The following is a 17,676-nucleotide window of genomic DNA, read 5'->3' as shown; positions in this document are numbered from 1 at the left end:
TGGTGCCAGGTCTCTCAATACGCACCGTCCCGCCCGAGCACCGCACGAGCCGTGCGCAGCAGGATCAGCAGGTCCCCGGCGACCGTCCAGTTCTCCACGTAGTACAGGTCGAGACGCACGCTCTCCTCGAGCGTGAGGTTGTTGCGCCCGGAGACCTGCCACAGGCCCGTCAGGCCCGGCCGGACCAGGAGCCGGCGCCCGATCTCGTCGTCGTACTGGTCGACCTCGAGCGGCACCTGCGGGCGCGGGCCCACGAGGCTCATCGAGCCGCCGAGCACGTTGAACAGCTGCGGCAGCTCGTCGATCGAGTAACGCCGGATGAACCGCCCGACCGGCGTCACGCGCGGGTCGTGCCGCGGCTTGTAGAAGACGCCGACGTTCCCCGCGCCGAGGACGTCCTCGAGGCGGGACTCCGCGTCGACGACCATCGACCGGAACTTGAGCACCGTGAAGGGCTCCCCCTGCAGCCCCACGCGCTCCTGCCGGAAGAAGACCGGTCCTCGGCTCGACAGCTTGACCGCGGCCGCGGTGACGAGCAGGGGCACGGAGAACAGCAGGACGAGCAGCGCCGCCCCCACGACGTCGAACGCCCGCTTGAGCACGTGCTGCGGCCCCGAGTACCCCGGTGCCTCCACGTGGAGCAGCGGGAGGCCGGCCACCGGCCGCGTCCGGATGCGGGGTCCGGCGACGTCGGTGAGCGCCGGGGCGAGCACGAGGTCGGCACCCCAGGGCTCGAGATCCCACGCGAGGCGCTTGACGGTGCGCGGCGTCACGAGGTCGGACCCGGTCACCATCACCGTGTCGACGCGCAGCGGCCCGACGAGCCGTGCGCCGTCGACCACGTCACCGACGACCGGGACGCCCGCCACCTGCTCGTGCGGCTCCACCGGACCGCCGGGGACGCAGCTCCCGACGACCTCGTAGCCGCCACGGCGGTCCTTGCGCAGCTCACCGACGAGGTGGGCGACGCCCTCGCGCCCGCCGACCACGATGGTCCGCGACCGGCAGCGACCCTGCTCGCGCTGGGCGACGAGACGCCGCTTCACGGCGTACCGGCCGAGCAGCAGCAGCACGAGTCCCACGGGCAGCGCGATCGCGACGTAGCCGCGCGCGAGGTCGTACCGCAGGAGGTAGGCGACCACGGCCACGACCCCGAAGACGGCGAGCGTCGCGTTGACCACCCGGGCGTACTCCGGGGCCCCGGTGCCCAGGACGCGGCTCTCGCGCGAGAAGGCCATCCGCAGGGCGAGCGACCACGCGACGAGCAGCCCCACGGAGATCGCGAGGTACTGCACGTCCAGCGCCGTCCCGCCGAATCCGTCGAACCGCACCAGGTAGGCGACGACGACGGCGGCCGTCACCGCGACGGTGTCCACCAGGGCCACCCGCCGGGTCAGCCGGGTCTTCCAGCCCGGTCGCCGGTAGGCGCCGAGCGCGATCCGGACGAGCTGTCCGGTGTCGAACGCCGGCGCGCCCCGTCCCGCGCCGGCCGGCGACGACGACCCGGCCGGCGACGACGACCCGGCCGGGACGACCGGTCGTAGGTCCTGCTCTCGTTCCAACGTCATGGTGCCCCCCGCGACGCCTGAGTGCGACGGCACGTCGGACCGTGCCGGGACCCCCGCCGTCGGGTGGTCCCGGCACGCCCGCGCGTGTGCCGTGAGAAGTGGTCCGGCAGGACGTGGACGTCCTCGGACCCGGGCGGGCCGGCGATCCGGCCCGCGAGCCGCTCCGGACGGCGGCGCCCGCGGGCGCCGCCGCCGTCAGGCGCGGGTGCTCGCCGCGCGTCGGCGGCGGCTGACGGCGAGAGCCGTCGCACCGCCCGCGAGGAGGAGCGCCGCGCCGGAGACGAGGAGCACCTCGTCCGCACCCGTCTCGGCGAGGCCGGAGCCGCCCGCGGAGCCCGAGGAGCCCGTGGCACCGCTCGCCCCCGCGGCGTCGCCGTCGCCGTCGCCGTCGGCGCCCGCCGCGTCGGCCGGGACGACGACCTGCTGCGACGACAGGACGGTGCCGTCCGCGTCGGTCGCCTGGATCGTGTAGGACGCCGGCTCCGACAGCGTCACCGTGAACGAGGCGAAGCCGTCGGTCGTGCCCTTCGTGAGCGACTTCGTGCCCGCGATCGCGATCGCGCCGTCGGGCACGTCGGGCGAGCTGATGGTGAGCGTGATGGTCGGGTTCTCCGCGGGTCCGCCGACCGTCACGGAGAAGGACTGCCCGGGCGCGGGCGTCGTGGTCGAGATGCCGACCTCGTACTCGTCCGCCTCGTAGGCGGTCGCGGCGGCCGCGGGCGCGGCCACCAGCGCGGCGCCGAGGAGGAGCGTGGTCGTTGCGCGTCGAACGTTCATGTCGAAGGCCCCCTGCCTTGGTGAACGGAGCGGGGCGCGTCGCGCGTCCACGACCCCCAGGAGAGCCGGGTGGACCGCGGTGCGTCCCGCCGTGCCCGATCAGGACAGCACACGCGCGGTGCAGCCGACAGTCGGGAGCTCGTCCGGGACCGCCGAGGCGCCAGGTGTTTTCCGCACCGAAACGATTCCGCGCTGGCTCTTGCCCGACACGACGTCGTAGCGGTATGTCGCCGACTCGCCCGGCGCGAGCGCGACGGTCCGTGCTCCGACGACGAGGTCCTCGTGCACCTGGGAGAACAGGCCGAGGTCGCCCTGCGGTCCTTGCGCGCCGAGGATCCCGCCGTTGCGCGGCGCGTACACGAGGAGGTTCGCGCGGATCGTGCCGTCGCCGTCCCGGGCGCCGGCGACGTAGGCCGGCAGCGTGCTGGCCTCCTCGGGCGTGAGCGTCGACGTCAGCGTCACGGCCGCGGTGAAGCGCTGCGACCCGTCGGGCCGGCACGTCACGTCGTCGACCCGGACGCTCGTGCTCAGGTAGTAGCCCGTCTTGGAGGCCGACGACGCGTTGAGGTACACGCCCAGCACGGGCGACGGGTCACCGCCCGACGCCCCGGGGAGCACACCGGCGAGCTCCCCGGACAGGACGGTGCCGGCGAGGCGGGCCTGCTCGCCGTCGTCCGCGGACCACACGAGGAGGCGGCCCGCGCGCGACGCGTCCGCGAGCGCCCCGACGACGCCCGCCGGCTCCGCGCCCGCCGACGTGGTCAGGGCGCTCAGCACCGCGTGCGCCGCCGCGGCCAGCACGGTGTCCTGGGTCGCCGGGTCCTCGTAGCGCCGGTACACGCCGTTGAGGAGGAAGCCGGCCGCGTCGTCGCCCGTGAGCCGCACCTCGGCGCCGCCGGGGTCGGTGAAGGTGACGGGTCCGGTCGCGTCGAGGACGCCCTGGAGCGCCACCGGGTCGACGGCGAGGACGCCGTCGACCTGCGTCCCGGTACGGTCCGCCCAGATCTGCCGGGCGACCGCCGCCGCCCGGGGGAAGTCCGGGGTGGAGGTGACGTTGAGCATGTACCGGCCGAGGTCGTCTCCGAAGAGCGCCTGCTCCGCGCGCGACAGCGGGACGGCGCTCGACTCACCGGTGAGCTCGTTCCCCGGTCGTACCTCGACGAGCTCGAGCCGGCCGTCCCGTGCCCGCACGTGGAGCACGGACCCGGCGATGCCGCCGGTCGCGCGCGGCTCGGCGTTGTTCTGCACGAGCACGAGGTAGTCGCGCGGGCCGTCCGCTCCGAGCATCGGCGGGACCAGGTCGACGGCCCGGGCCGCCGTCTCGGTGGACGACCGGATCTCGGCCAGACGACCTCCGAGGTCGTCGACCGCCCGCGCGAGCGGCTCGACGAGCGTCGCCGTGTCGAGGTGCGCGACCGTCGTCGCGGCGGCGGCGACGGCGGCGTCGGCGGCGAGCACGTCGGCTCGCGCCTCCTCCAGCGGCGCGAGGTCGACGGCGCCGTCGCGCGGGACGAGCCGGGCCGGGGCGGCGGCCTCGGCGGCGCGCGCGAGGCGCGGGAGCGCTTGCGCGGCGAGCCCGTCCACGGCCGTGGCCACGTCGCCGAGGGCACGGGCGTCGTCGCCGACGACCGGCAGCAGCCGGGCGAGGCGCCAGTGCGGTCCCGTGGTCGCGTCGGCCGCGGTGCGCGCCGCCTCCTGGACCTCCTCGATCCCGGCGGACGCGTCACCGCCCGAGCTCACCGTCTCCTGCAGGCCCGGGAGGTCGGCCGCGGCACGCTCGAGCGCGGACCGCGCGCGCAGCACGTCACCGACGAGCCACGCCGCCCAGCCGGCGACCAGCACCGCGAGCACCACCGCGACGACGACCGCGCGCCTGCGCGCACGACGGCGGCCGGTGCCGGTGCGAGCCGGCCGCGACGGCTGCCCCTGCCATTCCTCGACCGCGACGGAGGGCGTCGCCCCCGACCACCGCGGACCCCAACCGTCGTGCACCATGTCGCCCCCTGCGACTCGCCCCCGTCGTCGCCGCCCGGCAGGGCGGCACCGCTCGCGCTACGGTAACCAGGCCCTGGGGACCCTGCCCGACGACCTGCGAGGAAGGACGACGTGCTCCGCCTGCTCGCCGTGTGCACCGGGAACATCTGCCGCTCTCCCGCCGCGCAGCTGCTGCTCGCGGACGAGCTCGACGGGTCGGTGGAGGTGACGAGTGCCGGGACGCACGCCGTCGTCGGGGCGCCGGTCGCGGAACCGGTCGCGCGTCGGCTCGCGGGTCTGGGCCTGGACCACTCCGGCTTCGCGGCGCGCGCCCTGACGCCGGCGATCGTGCGGGCCGCCGACCTCGTGGTGACGATGACCGCGGCGCAGCGGGCGGTCGTGCTGGAGGACTCCCCCGGCGCGCTGCGCCGCACGTTCCTGCTCTCGGAGCTCACGTCCCTCGCGGAGCACGCCGGCCCGGACCTCCAGGGCACGGGGGACGCGGCGCGGCTGCGGTCGCTCGTCACGTCCGCCGGACGGGTGCGAGCGCGGCTCGGCGGGGTGAGCACGCCGGACGTCGAGGACCCCTACGGTCGCGACGACGACGTCCACGCCCGGGTGCTCGACGAGCTGCGCACGTACGTCGCACGGCTCGGGCGCGCCCTGCGGGCGTGACGCCGGCCCTCCTCCCATCCCCCTGCGCGGGAGGAAGGCCGACGTGCCGTCACTGCGGCTGGAGCACCGTCGCGACGACCACGACGATGACGCCCCACAACGCGAGGCCCGCTCCGCAGCCGACGGCGAGGCCGTCGGCTCCGGTGGTGGCACGGACACGGGCACGCCGGGCGAAGAGCACCGTCGCCCCCGACCCGAGGACGACCATCGCCCACCCGACCGCCACCCAAGACATGCCCGCATGGTGCACGTCGCAGGTGAACGTTCACATCTTGGACACCCGTTCAACTTCGCCATCGTCGTCCGTTTTGTCCGATAAGAGCGCGTCCACGGGCCGGAGTGCGACCAAGTTCACCCGCTCCGCGGGCGCGTTCGCGACCCCCGCGCGTGCTCGCCGACGTCGCGACGAGCTCAGGGAACCTCCCGCCGCTCCGGGCCGACGTACTGGCTGAGCGGCCGGATGAGCGCGTTCGCGGCGCGCTGCTCCATGACGTGCGCGGTCCAGCCGACCACGCGCGACGCGACGAAGAGCGGCGTGAACATCGGGGTGTCGAAGCCCATCAGGTGGTAGGCCGGGCCGGCGGGGTAGTCGAGGTTGGGCAGGATCCCCTTGCGCTCGGCCATGGCCGTCTCGAGCGCGGTGTAGAGCTCGAGGAGGTCGGGCCGGTCGTAATGGCGCACGAGGTCGTCGAGCGTCGCGCGCATGGTCGGCACGCGCGAGTCGCCGTGCTTGTAGACGCGGTGCCCGAACCCCATGATCTTGCGCTTGGTCGCGAGCGCGTCGTCGAGCCAGCCGGCGGCGCGGTCGGCTGTGCCGATCTCCGCGAAGGTCGCCATGACGGCCTCGTTCGCGCCGCCGTGCAACGGCCCCTTGAGGGCCCCGACGGCGCCCGTGACCGCGGAGTGCAGGTCGGCGAGCGTGGACGTGATGACCCGCGCGGTGAACGTCGACGCGTTGAACGAGTGCTCGGCGTACAGCACCATCGACACCTCGAACGCGCGCACGACGGCCTCGTCGGGAACCGCGCCGAACGTCATCCACAGGAAGTTCTCGGCGTACGAGAGGTCGTCGCGCGGCGCGACCGCCGGCTCGCCCCGGCGCCGCCGCTGGTCGAGGGCGACGACGGCCGGCAGCACCGCCCACAGCCGCAGCGCCTTGGCCTGCTCCGCGGCGGGCGAGGAGTCCTCGGCGTCCGGGTCGTGCGCCCCGAGCTGCGACACGGCGGTGCGGCACACGTCCATGGGGTGGCACGTCGTGGGCAGCGCGAGGACCGCGTCGCGCACGGCGTCCGGCAGGGCCCGGTGATCACGCTCGACGGCGGTCTGCTCGGCGAGCTGCCCGGGCGTCGGGAGCTCGCCGTGCCACAGCAGGTGCGCGACCTCCTCGGACGACCGGCGGGCGGCGAGGTCCTGGACGGGGTACCCGCGGTACAGCAGCGAGTTGGAGGCCGGGTCGACCTTCGAGACGGCGGTGACGTCGACGACGACGCCCGCGAGCCCCCTGCGGACCTCCGGGGCGTCGGCGGTGGTCGGTGCGGCGGGACTGGTCATGCGATCACTCCTTCGTGATGCGGCCTGCGGCGGTGTCAGCACCACAGGCCCCCGGGGTGCGACGTGGTGCTGACAGGTCAGGGCCGGTAGGTGAAGATCCCCTCGTCGAACGTGTTGTAGGCGGCGTAGTCGAGCAGCTCGTACAGCCGCGCGCGCGTCTGCATGCCCGCGACCTGCCCTGCCTGCGTGCCGGTCCCGGCGATCTCCTCGAGCGCGCGCTCGGCGGCACCCATCGCGACGCGCAGCAGCGTGACGGGGTAGATGATCAGCCGCACGCCCGCGTCGCCGAGCTGGCGCCGCGTGAAGAGCTCGGACTTCCCGAACTCCGTCATGTTGGCGAGCACGGGCACGTCGACCGCGGACGCGACGGCCTCGAACTCCGCGAGGTCGGCCATCGCCTCGGGGAAGACCGCGTCGGCCCCGGCGTCGACGAGCGCCTTCGCGCGGTCGACCGCGAGCTGCAGCCCGTCCGGTCCGGGGACGGTACCGCGCACGTCCGTGCGTGCCATGACGAGGAAGCCGGGATCGCGACGCGCGTCGGCCGCGGCCCGGACGCGCTGGGCCGCCTCCTCCAGGGAGACGACCTCCTTCCCGTCGAGGTGCCCGCACCGCTTGGGGTTGACCTGGTCCTCGACGTGGCAGCCTGCGACGCCGGCGTCCTCGAGCGCCTGGACGGTCCGCGCGACGTTCATCGGCTCGCCGAAGCCGGTGTCGGCGTCGACGAGCGCCGGCAGGTCGGTGACGCGGGCGATCTGCTGCGAGCGCCCCGCGACCTCGGTGAGCGTCGTGAGGCCGATGTCCGGCAGGCCCAGGTCGGCGGAGAGCACCGCGCCGGACACGTACACGCCCTCGAAGCCCTTGTCCTGGATCAGCCGCGCGGACAGCGGGTTGAAGGCTCCGGGGAGCCGCAGCGGCTCGCCCGTGGTCGCGGCGGCGTCGAGCGCCGCGCGGAACGTCCGCCGCTTGTCCGACGGCGTCACCTGGCTGTACAGCATCAGGCGCCCTCCCCCTCGGTCGCCTCGTGCATCGTGAAGCCCTCGCCCTCGACGTCGGCGGGCGGCGTCTCGCGGCCGAGCTCGAAGAGCCCGGTGGGCGTGGGCACGGAGTCGAGGAGCCCTGGCCGCGCGACGACCGTCAGCTCGCGCACCTCGGCGGCGGTCAGCCCGGGCAGGCGCTCGGCGAGGCCGAGGAAGCGCTCGATCTCGCTCTCCTCGAGCACGCCGTCGGCGAGGGTGCGGAACTTGTGCACGTACTGCTCGCGCCCGAACGGGCGGGCACCGAGAGGGTGCGCGTCGGCGACGGCGATCTCCCGCACGATCCGGCCGCCGTCGGCCAGCTCGATCTCGACCCGGCCGCCGAACGCCTTCTCGGCCGGGTCGGTCGAGTGGTAGCGGCGCGTCCACTCCGGGTCCTCGGCCGTGGTGACCTTGCGCCACAGCGCGACGGTGTCCGGGCGCCCGACGCGCTCGGGCGTGTAGGAGTCGACGTGGTGCCACCCGCCGTCCTGGAGCGCGACCGCGAAGATGTACGGGATCGAGTGGTCGAGGGTCTCGCGGGACGCGGCCGGGTCGTACTTCTGCGGGTCGTTCGACCCGGAGCCGATGACGAAGTGCGTGTGGTGGCTCGTGTGGATCACGACGCCCGCGACGTTCTCGGGGTCCGCGAGCCACGGGTGTTCGGCGTGCAGCGCGCGGGCGAGGTCGATGAGCGCCTGCGACTGGTACTCCGCGGAGTGCTCCTTGGTGTACGTGTCGAGGATCGCTGTCCGGGGCTCGCCCGGGCCGGGCAGCACGACGTCGTACGCGGCCCCCGGGCCGTCGAGCAGCCACGCGACGACGCCGTCCTCCCCCTCGTAGATCGGTTCGGGCGACGTCTGGCCGCGCATCGCGCGGTCGACGGCCTCGACCGCGACCTTGCCCGCGAACGCGGGCGCGTGGGCCTTCCACGTGGAGATCTGTCCCTTGCGCGACTGGCGCGTGGCGGTCGTCGTGTGCAGCGCCTGCCCGATCGCCTGGAACACCGTCTCGGTGCCGAGCCCGAGCAGCGTGCCGATGCCCGCCGCGGCGGACGGGCCGAGGTGCGCGACGTGGTCGATCTTGTGCCGGTGCAGGCTGATCGCGCGCACGAGGTCGACCTGCACCTCGTACCCGGTGACGATGCCCCGCACGAGCGCGGCCCCGTCCGCGCCGGCGTGCTGAGCGACCGCGAGCACCGGCGGGATGTTGTCGCCCGGGTGGGAGTACTCGGCGGCGAGGAACGTGTCGTGGAAGTCGAGCTCGCGCACGGCCACACCGTTCGCCCACGCCGCCCACTCGGGGCTGGTGCGCGTCGAGAGGCCGCAGCCGAAGACCGTCGCGCCGGGCGCGTACGGGTGCGCGAGCGCCTGGCCGCGCGCCGCGACGACCGGCCCGCGCGCGAGGCTCGCCGCGGCGACGGCGGCGTTGTCGATGACGCGGTTGACCACCATGTCGGCGGCCTCGGGGGTCACGTCCACGGGGTCCGTGGCGAGCTCGGCGAGCTGCCACGCGAGCTGGTCGGTCCGGTCGAGACGGTCGGCGCTCGGGTGCACGCGCAGCCGGTGGGTCTGGGGCATGGGTGCCTCTCGGGTCGTGCGGGTCAGGGACGGTCCTCGCGCAGCGCCTGCTCGGCGAGGGCCGCGCTGCGGTGGATGTGGGCGGTCATCGCGGTCTCGGCGGTCACCGGGTCGCCGGCGGCGATCGCGGCGGCGACGGCGCGGTGCTCGTCCACGTGGTCGGTGGTACCGGCGCGACCGCGCGTGGCGAGGGCGCGGTACCGGTCGACGTGGCCGCGGATCTGGCGCAGGAGCACGGAGCACCAGCGGTTGTCCGCGAGCGCCTCGATCTCGCCGTGGAACTGGGCGCCGACGCGCAGCACCTCGTCCTCGTGGTCGCGCACGGTGTCCATGAGGGCGACGAGACGTTCGAGACGTCGCGCGTCGGCCGGGCCGGCGCGCTCGCACGCGTCGCGCGCGAGCAGCCCTTCGAGGCGGGCGCGCACCTCGTAGACGCGCCGCGCGTCCCCGACGTCGAGGGGGGCGACGCGCACGCCGCCCGTGGGGAGCTCGACCACGAGCGCCTCGGCCTCCAGCAGCCGCAGCGCCTCGCGCACCGGGGTGCGCGACACCGCGAGCCTGTCCGCGAGCACCGGTTCGGTGAGCCGCTCGCCCGGTGCGAGCGTCCCGTCGATGATGTGCCCCCGCAGGGCCGCGTAGACCGCGCGCGCTCCGGACTGCCGCCGGGTGAGCGCGGCCGCGGCCGGAGGCTCCGCGGCGAGGTCCAGGGGCGGCGGCGTCGTCACCCCGTCATGGTGGCACGGGCGTGCGCACTTGTATACAGCTGGGTTCAGGCCTCGTCGAGCGGCGCCATGCGCGCGGCCATCTCGAAGTGCCAGTCCACCAGCTCGGCCAGCGGCACGGGCGTCCGCGAGGCGCGGGCCACGTCGCGCCCTTCCTCGGACCACAGCGGCGGGTACACGCTGAGCCCCTCGTCGAGCCGGAGCCGCTGCGTCTCGTCGTACCAGCCCGGCCAGCGCAGGTGGTCGTAGAACGCACCGGTCCCCCCGCTCACGGCCCACTCGAGGAACGCCGCCTGGCCAAAGCCGAGGTCCACCCAGTCCAGCGTGTCGGGCGCGAACCAGTGCACGTCGCCGAGCGGACCGGGCAGCCCGCCGCCGTTGACGGCGAACGTCCCGCCGAGGACGTCGTACCCGACGACGAGCACCGGGGGCGCGACGCTCGCGTCGTCCGGGTCGCCGAGCCCGTTCACGCTCGCGAGGTCGGGCAGTCCGGCACCGCCACCACCGAGCAGACGCAGCCACCCGCCGTCGACGAGGACGCCGCCGGTGTGGAGCGCGAGAGCACCGAGCGTTGACCGGACCGTGACCTGGAGCCGGTACAGCACGTCGAGCGCCCACGCGGGAGGCGGGACGACGTCGACGCCCGCGCGTCCGAGCATGCGCGCGAGCGTGGGCCACGCCGGGTCGTCGACGGCGGCGAGGTCCGCGGCCGTCCTCACAGTCATGGCCGGATCATGCCAGATGTCGCTGTGTCCCGTGAGTGCTGCTGCGCACCGTCAAGGACGCTCCCGGCACCCGGGCACCGGCGGAGCAGCGAGCCGACGCCGTGGTGCCCCCGGGGCGGCACCGCCCCGCCGGTGCAGCGCGGTCGCGCGTCGTGCCTGGTCCCGTGATAGATGTCGACGTGATCAGCACGGCGGCGGTGACGGGCAGGGGGATCATGACGGACGCGACCGCACGCGGCGCGCGCGAGGACGCGCGCCTCCTGGCTCTGCACCGGCTCGGGGTGCTCGACAGCGCGCCGGAGGAGCGCTTCGAGCGCGTGACCCGGCTCGCGCAGCGCCTGTTCGACGTGCCGACCGTGAGCATCACGCTCGTCGACGCCGACCGGCAGTGGCGCAAGGCGTTCATCGGGCTCGACGGACCGGTCGCGCAGCGCGAGGGCGCGTTCTGCGACGTCACGATCCGCGAGGACCGGACCCTGGTCGTCGAGGACGCGGCCGCCGACGCGCGCTTCGCCGACAACCCGTTCGTCGTCGACGACCCCCGCCTGCGCTTCTACGCCGGGCACCCGCTCGCGGCACCCGGCGGCGAGCGGGTCGGCACGCTGTGCGTCATCGACACGAGCCCGCGCAGCTTCGGCGACGGGGACCGCGCCCTCCTGCGCGACCTCGCCCTGTGGGTGCAGGGAGAGCTGCACCGCGACGAGGAGCTCGACCGGGCGGGTGCGGTGCAGCGCGGGCTGCTGCCCCGCAGGCCGCCCGAGCTCGACGGCTACCGCGTCGTCGCGCGGTGCCTGCCGGCCCGCGGCGTCGGGGGCGACTTCTACGACTGGACGCCCACGCCGGACGGCGCGGGTCTCGTGCTCGCGGACGTCATGGGCAAGGGGATGGCGGCCGCGATCGTCGCCGCGTCCGCGCGGGCCGCGCTGCGCACCGCGCTGCGCGCCCCGGCGCTCGCCGCGGGCGTCGCGGCGGCGGACGAGGTGCTGTCGGCGGACCTCGAGGAGGTCGGCTCGTTCGTCACGGCGTGGTGCGGCACGATCGAGCGCGAGACCGGGCGCCTCGAGTACGTCGACGCCGGGCACGGGCTCGCGAGCGTCCTGCGCGCGGGCGGCGGCATCGACCGGCTCGAGGCCGACGGGCTCCCGCTCGGCGTCGCGCCGGACGTCGAGCGCACGCCGTACGAGACGACGCTCGGCCCCGGCGACCGCCTCGTCGTCGTGAGCGACGGCCTCGTGGACCTGCTCGCGGACCTGGGCGTGCCCGGCGGCGACCCGCGCAGCGTCGACCCCGACGACCCGCTGCCGCTCCCGCACGGGGAGGACCTGTCGCGGTCCGCGCGCGACGTGCGCAGCGCGCCCGACGCCGCGTCGACGCTCGCCGCGCTGCTCGCCATCGCGGACGGCCGGTACGTCGGGGACGACCTCACGGTGCTCGTCGTCGAGCGGGTCGCGGCGTGAGGGGCGGGGCGAAGGGCGGCGCGCGGCGCCTCGTCGTCGTGCGGGTCCTGGTCGTGCTCGCGCTGCTCACGGGCGTCAACTACGTCGCGTGGCGCTGGCTCGACTCGGTCGCGTGGTCCGCGTGGTGGATCGCCGTGCCGCTCGTCCTCGCCGAGACGTACAGCCTCGTCGACACCGCGCTGTTCGGCGTCACGATGTGGCGCCTGCGCGAACGCGACGAGCCGCCCCCGGCACCCCCGGGCGTCACCGTGGACGTCTTCGTCACGACCTACGACGAGCCCGAGGACCTCGTGCTGGCGACCGCGCGCGCCGCGCGGGCCGTCCGCTACCCGCACCGCACGTGGATCCTCGACGACGGCGCCCGGGACGGCATGCGGGCCGCCGCGGAGGCCGAGGGTCTCGGCTACCTGACGCGCTCCGCGAGCTGGGCGGACAAGCCGCGGCACGCCAAGGCGGGCAACCTCAACAACGCGCTGTTCCAGACCGACGGCGAGCTGCTGCTGATCCTCGACGCCGACCAGGTGCCGGACCCCGCGATCCTCGACCGCACCGTCGGGTACTTCACGCAGGACGAGCGCGTCGCCGTCGTCCAGACGCCGCAGTACTTCGTCAACGTCGACGACGCCGACCCGCTGGGCAGCCAGGCGCCGCTGTTCTACGGACCGATCCAGCAGGGCAAGGACGGGTGGAACGCGGCGTTCTTCTGCGGGTCCAACGCCGTGCTGCGGCGCGAGGCGCTCATGCAGCTCGGCGTGGTCGGCTACGTGCGCGGCGTGACGAGCGGGGTGCGCCGGGCGCTGCGCACCGCGAGCTCCGTCCTGGCCCGGGCCGCGCGCTCGCCGGACGCGGCGGACCCGGCGGTGCGCGCGGCGATCGAGGAGCTGCGCGCCGAGGCCGACGTCGCCCGGCGCGCCATCACGGCGGGCGAGCCCGTCGCCGACGTCACCTACCGGTTCCAGCGCCGCGTCGACAGCGCCTCGCGCGCCGTCGTGGCCGGTCAGGTCCAGGGGCTGCGCGCGGAGCTCGCGACGCTCGAGCCCGAGCTGGTCGACGGCGGCCCGCTCGCGGTGGACGAGGAGATCGGGCAGCTCGTCGTGGACGAGGAGGCGCTCGACCGCCTCGCGCGCCGGGACCTGTCGCCGCTCGTCGCCGTGGAGGCGGTGCGGCGCCTCGCCGACACGATCGACGTCCAGATGAGCGACGAGGCGCAGCCCGTCATGCCGATGGCGACGATCTCCGTCACCGAGGACATGGCGACCGCGATGCGCCTGCACGCCCTGGGGTGGCGGTCCGTGTACCACCACGAGATCCTCGCGCACGGCCTCGCGCCCGAGGACATGCCGACGATGCTCCAGCAGCGCCTGCGGTGGGCGCAGGGCACGGTGCAGGTCATGCTGCGCGAGAACCCGCTGACCAAGCGCGGCCTGAGCGTCGGCCAGCGGCTCATGTACTTCTCCACCATGTGGAGCTACCTCTCCGGCTTCGCCGCGCTCGCCTACCTGGCGGCGCCCGTGGTGTACCTGTGCTTCGGCATCCTGCCCGTGCAGGCGTTCGGGGAGGACTTCTTCCTGCGGTTCGTGCCCTACTTCGTGCTCAACCAGCTCCTGTTCGTCGTGGTCGCGCGCGGGGTGCGGACGTGGCGCGGGCAGCAGTACTCGCTCGCCCTGTTCCCCGTCTGGATCCGGGCGTGCTGGACCGCGTTCGCGAACGTCGTGCTGGGCCGGCCGCTCGGGTTCGTCGTGACGCCGAAGACGCGCACCGGCGCGCACCGGCCCGCCTGGCGCACGATCTGGCCCCAGCTCACCGCGATGGGCGTGCTGGTGGTCGCGGCCGTCGTCGGCACGGTCCGCCTCGTCGCCTTCGACGCCGACCCCGGCGCGACGGTCGTCACGCTCCTGTGGGTCGTGTACGACCTCGCGGTGCTCGGCGTCCTCTTCCCCGCGGCGCGCTACGCCGGCGTGCCCCCACGACCCCAGCAGACATCGACGGCGCGAGCCGTCCGGACGGAGGAACCGTGAAGCTCGACGTGACACCCCTCGACGACACCGGGGCGGTGCTGACGCCTCACGGCCGCCTCACGCTCACGACCGCCGCGCACCTGCGCGACGCGGTGACGGAGCTGGTCGGTGCCGGGAGGGTCCGGCTCGTCGTGGACCTCGGAGCGCTCGAGTTCGTCGACTCCTCCGGGCTCGGGGCGCTCGTCGCGGGCCTGCGCACCGCCCGGGCGGGCGGCGGCGACCTGCGGCTCGCCAACGCCTCCGAGCAGGTCGCGACGGTCCTGCGGCTGACGAACCTCGACCGGGTGCTGCGCGTGCACGACGACGCGGCGACCGCGTTCGTCGACGGCTGACGACCGCATGGCCACCGACCCGACGAGTGCGCCGCAGGAGGCGCCCCTCGTCGTGCTGAGCGCCACGGCGACGCCGCCGTGGCTGGAGGCGCTGCCCGGTGCCTTCGCGCGGCTCTGGGAGCGCGCGCCCTGGGTGCCGCCCGACGACCGGTTCGCCGTCGAGCTCGCCACGACGGAGATCGCCGCGAACATCGTCCGGCACTCGCCGGCCCCCGAGGCCGTCGAGGTGCGCGCGGCGCTCGACGTCGACGGGGCGCGCGTGCGGGTGACGCTCGCCGACACCGCTCCCGCCGCCGCCGTGGACCTCGACCGACCGATGCCCGGGACGGACGCCGAGTCGGGACGCGGCGTCGCGCTCGCCCGCTCGTGCCTCGACGTCCTCGAGCACCTCACCGGCGACGGCGGGGGGAACGTGTGGGTCCTCGAGCGCCGCACGGGACGACGCCCGGACGAGCACGGCCCCGCCGACGGCTGAGCGCGTCAGCCGACGAGCGCGACGATCGGGTCCGTGGTCGGCTGCTGCGACCCGCCCTCGGGCTCGACCGACACGGCGACGCCCACGCCGGGGACGTCCTGCACGAGCCGCTCCACCGTTCCCTCGCGGTCCGGCAGGACCCCGGCGGAGGTCACGCCGCCGTCCGCGCCCACGACCCACAGCTGGTAGTCGCGGTCGTCGCCGGCACCCGGCAGGTCGCTCGCGCGGAACAGGTAGTCGTCGCCCGCGACGAGGACCGACGCCTCGCCGCCGCCCGCGACGTCGCCGCGGACGATCGTGGCCGCCGGGTCCGCGATCATCTGCGCGACGACGTCGGCCTGCTCCTGCAGTCGCGTCTGCTCCTGCGTCGCGCGCACGGCGACGGTCGTCGGCACGGCGACGGCGAGGACGGCCGCCGCGGCGACGGCGGCGACGCCCCAGCGACGCCGGGCCCGACCGGCCGACGGCCCCCCGGACGACGGTGCCGCCCCGCGGACCGGGGCCGTCGAACCGGCCGGAGCGCCCTCGGTGGTCTGCGGCGTGGCCGCGACGCGCGCGAGCACCGCCTCGCGCGCCGCCGCCGGCGGGGCCTGCTCGACCGCGAACGCCGCGACCACGTCGCGGTACTCGTCGAGCGCACGACGGGCGTCCGGGTCGGCGTCCAGCAGACGCTCGACGGCGCGCCGCTCGAGGTCGTCCACGGCGTCCAGCGCGTACGCCGGGAGCAGGTCCCACGCGTCGCCACGCCCGTCGGCGCCGGTCCCGGCGCCCGGGCCGACGGTCCGGTCAGCCACGGCTCACCCCCAGGCAGTCGCGCAGGCGCATCAGACCGTCGCGGATGCGCGACTTGACGGTCGGCAGCCCGGCGTCGAGACGGTCGGCGACCTCGCGGTAGGTGAAGCCGCCGTAGTACGCCTCGACCACCGCCTCCCGCTGCGTGGCGGTGAGCGACCCGAGGCAGCGGCGGACGGCCGCGCCCTCCAGCATCCGCTCCACGTCCTCCGCGACGACGTCGCGCGGCGCGACCGCCGTCGCCGTGTCGAGGTCCCGCTGGTCGCGCGCGCGCCGCGCCTGCTCGGCGCGGACCCGGTCGACGGCGCGGCGACGCGCGAGGGTCGCGACCCACGTGCGTGCGGAGCCGCGCGTCGCGTCGAACCGCGCTGCCGTCTGCCACACCTCGACCATCACCTCCTGCATCACCTCCGCCGCGTGGTCCGGGTCGCGCAGCACGCCGAGGCACGTGCCGTAGGCGACGGGCGCGAGCGCGTCGTACACGGGCGTGAACGCGCCGGGGTCGCCGTCGGCGCACGCGGCCAGCGCGGCGTCGACGGCACCCGACGGGCTCGTCGTCACGGGGTGCGGCACCCGGACAGTCTGCCGCACGGCGGGGGTCCTCACCCTCGCCCGTCCGGGGTTCGGTGCGGACGCCCCACCGGATGGGTCGGCGCGACCGTCAGAGCGCCCGGCGCTCCCGGACCGCTCCGGCGAGCTCGCGCAGGAGGTCGGCCGTGACGTCCCAGGACATGCAGGCGTCCGTCACCGACTGCCCGTAGGTCAGACCGGACGGTGCGGGCTTCTGCGCCCCGGCGACGAGGAAGCTCTCCATCATCAGCCCCGTGACGCCCTCCTCCCCCGCGGCGAGGCGCGCGGCGAGCTCGCGCACCACCTCGGCCTGACGCAGGTGGTCCTTGCCCGAGTTGCCGTGCGACGCGTCGACGACGAGCCCGTGCTCCGCCACCCCGCCGACGCCCGAGGCGCGGGCGACCGCGAGCGCCGCCGCGACGTCGTCCGACCCGTAGTTGGGGCCCGAGCGGCCGCCGCGCAGGATGACGTGGCAGTCCGGGTTGCCCGCGGTCTCGACCGCGGCGGCGCGGCCGAGGGAGTCCATGCCGAAGAACGTGTGCTCGCTCGCGGCGGTGATGCAGCCGTCGACCGCGATCTGCACGTCGCCGTCCGTCGCGTTCTTGAAGCCCACCGGCATCGACAGGCCCGACGCGAGCTGGCGGTGCACCTGCGACTCGGCGTTGCGCGCCCCGATCGCGCCCCAGGAGACGGCGTCGGCGATGTACTGCGGGCTCGTCGGCTCGAGGAACTCGCACGCCGCCGGCACTCCTGCGTCGAGCACGCCGAGCAGCACCTCGCGGGCGAGCCGCAGCCCGTGGTGCACGTCGTGCGAGCCGTCGAGGTGCGGGTCGTTGATGAGGCCCTTCCACCCGACGGTCGTGCGCGGCTTCTCGAAGTACACGCGCATGACGACGAGCAGGTCGTCGCCGAGCTCGCGGGCGAGCGCGCCGAGGCGGCCGGCGTAGTCGAGCGCGGCCTCCGGGTCGTGCACGGAGCACGGGCCGACGATCACGAGGAGGCGGTCGTCGTCGCCGGCGAGCACGTCCCGGACCTCGCGGCGCGAGGTGGTGACGAGGTCGCTGCGCGCGGGGCCGAGCGGCAGGTCGGCGAGCATGGCGCGCGGCGCGGGCAGCGCGTCGAGCGCGCGCACGCGCAGGTCGCTCGTGCGGGCCTGCAGCTCGGGGCTGTCCACGGGGTCGACGGTATCGGGATCGGCGTCGGCGTTCGCGGGCTGGGCGGTCGTGCTGGTCACGGGAGGCTCCTGGTTCGTGCGGCTGGGGGGTCGGGCCGCCGTCCGACGGGAGCCCTCTCCGGCCTGCTGCCGCCCGTGGTCCCGGAGCGGCCCGTCGATACGACGAAGGGCCCGGACGCGGTCCGCGTCCAAGGCCCTGTGCTGGCTCCGGGTGGTGACGTGTGGTCAGGCGAACGCCCGCACGGCTCCACCGGGAGCCTGCGTAAAGCGCCA

Annotated in this window: 17 protein-coding genes; 5 read left to right on the top strand and 12 right to left on the bottom strand. The window is 75.4% G+C overall.

Annotation, left to right across the window (positions count from 1 at the left end):
- Positions 1 to 14: 14 nt before the first annotated feature.
- The 3 genes from ACFTZA_RS08300 to ACFTZA_RS08290 all read right to left on the bottom strand — a co-directional run bounded on the left by ACFTZA_RS08300 (position 15) and on the right by ACFTZA_RS08290 (position 4,340).
- Positions 15 to 1,568, bottom strand: a complete 1,554-nt coding sequence (locus ACFTZA_RS08300) for a sugar transferase (RefSeq protein ID WP_378192729.1) — start codon at positions 1,566 to 1,568, stop codon at positions 15 to 17.
- Between the two features lie 195 nt (positions 1,569 to 1,763).
- A complete protein-coding gene (locus tag ACFTZA_RS08295) occupies positions 1,764 to 2,345 on the bottom strand; it encodes a peptidase (protein ID WP_378192727.1) in 582 nt (193 codons plus the stop codon).
- 99 nt (positions 2,346 to 2,444) lie between these two features.
- Entirely contained in the window at positions 2,445 to 4,340 is a 1,896-nt protein-coding gene (locus ACFTZA_RS08290; protein WP_378192725.1) for a DUF4012 domain-containing protein, read from the bottom strand.
- 111 nt (positions 4,341 to 4,451) lie between these two features.
- On the opposite strand from ACFTZA_RS08290, the gene ACFTZA_RS08285 reads away from it, so the two are divergent.
- Positions 4,452 to 4,994, top strand: coding sequence for a low molecular weight phosphatase family protein (locus ACFTZA_RS08285; protein WP_378192723.1), 543 nt, complete (start codon positions 4,452 to 4,454; stop codon positions 4,992 to 4,994).
- 49 nt (positions 4,995 to 5,043) lie between these two features.
- Here ACFTZA_RS08285 and ACFTZA_RS08280 read toward each other — a convergent pair whose 3' ends face one another.
- The 6 genes from ACFTZA_RS08280 to ACFTZA_RS08255 all read right to left on the bottom strand — a co-directional run bounded on the left by ACFTZA_RS08280 (position 5,044) and on the right by ACFTZA_RS08255 (position 10,585).
- Positions 5,044 to 5,229 (bottom strand): hypothetical protein, encoded by a 186-nt coding sequence (locus ACFTZA_RS08280; protein WP_378192721.1) that lies wholly within the window; start codon positions 5,227 to 5,229, stop codon positions 5,044 to 5,046.
- Positions 5,230 to 5,405: 176 nt separating this feature from the next.
- Positions 5,406 to 6,545, bottom strand: a complete 1,140-nt coding sequence (locus tag ACFTZA_RS08275; RefSeq protein WP_378192719.1) for a bifunctional 2-methylcitrate synthase/citrate synthase — start codon at positions 6,543 to 6,545, stop codon at positions 5,406 to 5,408.
- A gap of 77 nt (positions 6,546 to 6,622) precedes the next feature.
- The gene (gene prpB, locus ACFTZA_RS08270) at positions 6,623 to 7,540 is read right to left on the bottom strand and encodes a methylisocitrate lyase (protein ID WP_378192716.1); all 918 of its coding nucleotides are present in this window, start codon (positions 7,538 to 7,540) and stop codon (positions 6,623 to 6,625) included.
- Positions 7,540 to 9,138, bottom strand: coding sequence for an MmgE/PrpD family protein (locus ACFTZA_RS08265; RefSeq protein WP_378192714.1), 1,599 nt, complete (start codon positions 9,136 to 9,138; stop codon positions 7,540 to 7,542). Before ACFTZA_RS08265 ends, prpB begins: the two co-directional genes overlap by 1 nt.
- Before the next feature lie 23 nt (positions 9,139 to 9,161).
- A complete protein-coding gene (locus ACFTZA_RS08260; RefSeq protein WP_378192712.1) occupies positions 9,162 to 9,863 on the bottom strand; it encodes a GntR family transcriptional regulator in 702 nt (233 codons plus the stop codon).
- A 44-nt stretch (positions 9,864 to 9,907) separates the two neighbouring features.
- Positions 9,908 to 10,585 (bottom strand): DUF2625 family protein, encoded by a 678-nt coding sequence (locus tag ACFTZA_RS08255; protein ID WP_378192709.1) that lies wholly within the window; start codon positions 10,583 to 10,585, stop codon positions 9,908 to 9,910.
- A 179-nt stretch (positions 10,586 to 10,764) separates the two neighbouring features.
- Here ACFTZA_RS08255 and ACFTZA_RS08250 point away from each other — a divergent pair, with 179 nt between their 5' ends.
- The 4 genes from ACFTZA_RS08250 to ACFTZA_RS08235 are packed head-to-tail and all read left to right on the top strand — an operon-like array spanning position 10,765 to position 14,867.
- Entirely contained in the window at positions 10,765 to 12,042 is a 1,278-nt protein-coding gene (locus ACFTZA_RS08250) for a PP2C family protein-serine/threonine phosphatase (RefSeq protein WP_378192707.1), read from the top strand.
- Positions 12,039 to 14,060 carry a glycosyltransferase gene (locus ACFTZA_RS08245; RefSeq protein WP_378192706.1) on the top strand — a complete coding sequence of 674 codons (2,022 nt, stop codon included), beginning with the start codon at positions 12,039 to 12,041 and terminating at the stop codon, positions 14,058 to 14,060. Before ACFTZA_RS08250 ends, ACFTZA_RS08245 begins: the two co-directional genes overlap by 4 nt.
- Positions 14,057 to 14,392 carry an STAS domain-containing protein gene (locus ACFTZA_RS08240; protein WP_378192703.1) on the top strand — a complete coding sequence of 112 codons (336 nt, stop codon included), beginning with the start codon at positions 14,057 to 14,059 and terminating at the stop codon, positions 14,390 to 14,392. Before ACFTZA_RS08245 ends, ACFTZA_RS08240 begins: the two co-directional genes overlap by 4 nt.
- Before the next feature lie 7 nt (positions 14,393 to 14,399).
- Positions 14,400 to 14,867 (top strand): ATP-binding protein, encoded by a 468-nt coding sequence (locus tag ACFTZA_RS08235; RefSeq protein ID WP_378192701.1) that lies wholly within the window; start codon positions 14,400 to 14,402, stop codon positions 14,865 to 14,867.
- Between the two features lie 5 nt (positions 14,868 to 14,872).
- Here the strand turns inward: ACFTZA_RS08235 and ACFTZA_RS08230 are convergent, their stop codons facing one another.
- The 3 genes from ACFTZA_RS08230 to ACFTZA_RS08220 all read right to left on the bottom strand — a co-directional run bounded on the left by ACFTZA_RS08230 (position 14,873) and on the right by ACFTZA_RS08220 (position 17,463).
- On the bottom strand, positions 14,873 to 15,661 hold the full coding sequence (locus ACFTZA_RS08230) for an anti-sigma factor domain-containing protein (protein WP_378192699.1): 789 nt from the start codon (positions 15,659 to 15,661) through the stop codon (positions 14,873 to 14,875).
- Positions 15,654 to 16,232, bottom strand: a complete 579-nt coding sequence (gene sigK, locus ACFTZA_RS08225) for an ECF RNA polymerase sigma factor SigK (RefSeq protein WP_378192697.1) — start codon at positions 16,230 to 16,232, stop codon at positions 15,654 to 15,656. The genes ACFTZA_RS08230 and sigK overlap by 8 nt, the downstream gene beginning before the upstream one ends.
- An 88-nt stretch (positions 16,233 to 16,320) precedes the next feature.
- Positions 16,321 to 17,463, bottom strand: a complete 1,143-nt coding sequence (locus ACFTZA_RS08220) for a 3-deoxy-7-phosphoheptulonate synthase (protein WP_378192695.1) — start codon at positions 17,461 to 17,463, stop codon at positions 16,321 to 16,323.
- Between the last annotated feature and the right edge of the window lie 213 nt (positions 17,464 to 17,676).

Source organism: Cellulosimicrobium sp. NPDC057127, from assembly GCF_042670945.1.
In the GTDB taxonomy this organism is placed as follows: Bacteria; Actinomycetota; Actinomycetes; order Actinomycetales; family Cellulomonadaceae; genus Cellulosimicrobium.
The sequence above is the reverse complement of the archived record's forward strand: the minus strand, read 5'-3'. Positions and strand labels throughout refer to the sequence as shown.

Bases quoted from the DNA above. Each gene is read 5' to 3' on its own strand.
- ACFTZA_RS08255 (WP_378192709.1), bottom strand. From the start codon at position 10,585: ATGACTGTGAGGACGGCCGCGGACCTCGCCGCCGTCGACGACCCGGCG.
- ACFTZA_RS08295 (WP_378192727.1), bottom strand. From the start codon at position 2,345: ATGAACGTTCGACGCGCAACGACCACGCTCCTCCTCGGCGCCGCGCTG.
- ACFTZA_RS08290 (WP_378192725.1), bottom strand. From the start codon at position 4,340: ATGGTGCACGACGGTTGGGGTCCGCGGTGGTCGGGGGCGACGCCCTCC.
- ACFTZA_RS08280 (WP_378192721.1), bottom strand. From the start codon at position 5,229: ATGTCTTGGGTGGCGGTCGGGTGGGCGATGGTCGTCCTCGGGTCGGGG.
- prpB (WP_378192716.1), bottom strand. From the start codon at position 7,540: ATGCTGTACAGCCAGGTGACGCCGTCGGACAAGCGGCGGACGTTCCGC.
- ACFTZA_RS08275 (WP_378192719.1), bottom strand. From the start codon at position 6,545: ATGACCAGTCCCGCCGCACCGACCACCGCCGACGCCCCGGAGGTCCGC.
- ACFTZA_RS08265 (WP_378192714.1), bottom strand. From the start codon at position 9,138: ATGCCCCAGACCCACCGGCTGCGCGTGCACCCGAGCGCCGACCGTCTC.
- ACFTZA_RS08300 (WP_378192729.1), bottom strand. From the start codon at position 1,568: ATGACGTTGGAACGAGAGCAGGACCTACGACCGGTCGTCCCGGCCGGG.
- ACFTZA_RS08235 (WP_378192701.1), top strand. From the start codon at position 14,400: ATGGCCACCGACCCGACGAGTGCGCCGCAGGAGGCGCCCCTCGTCGTG.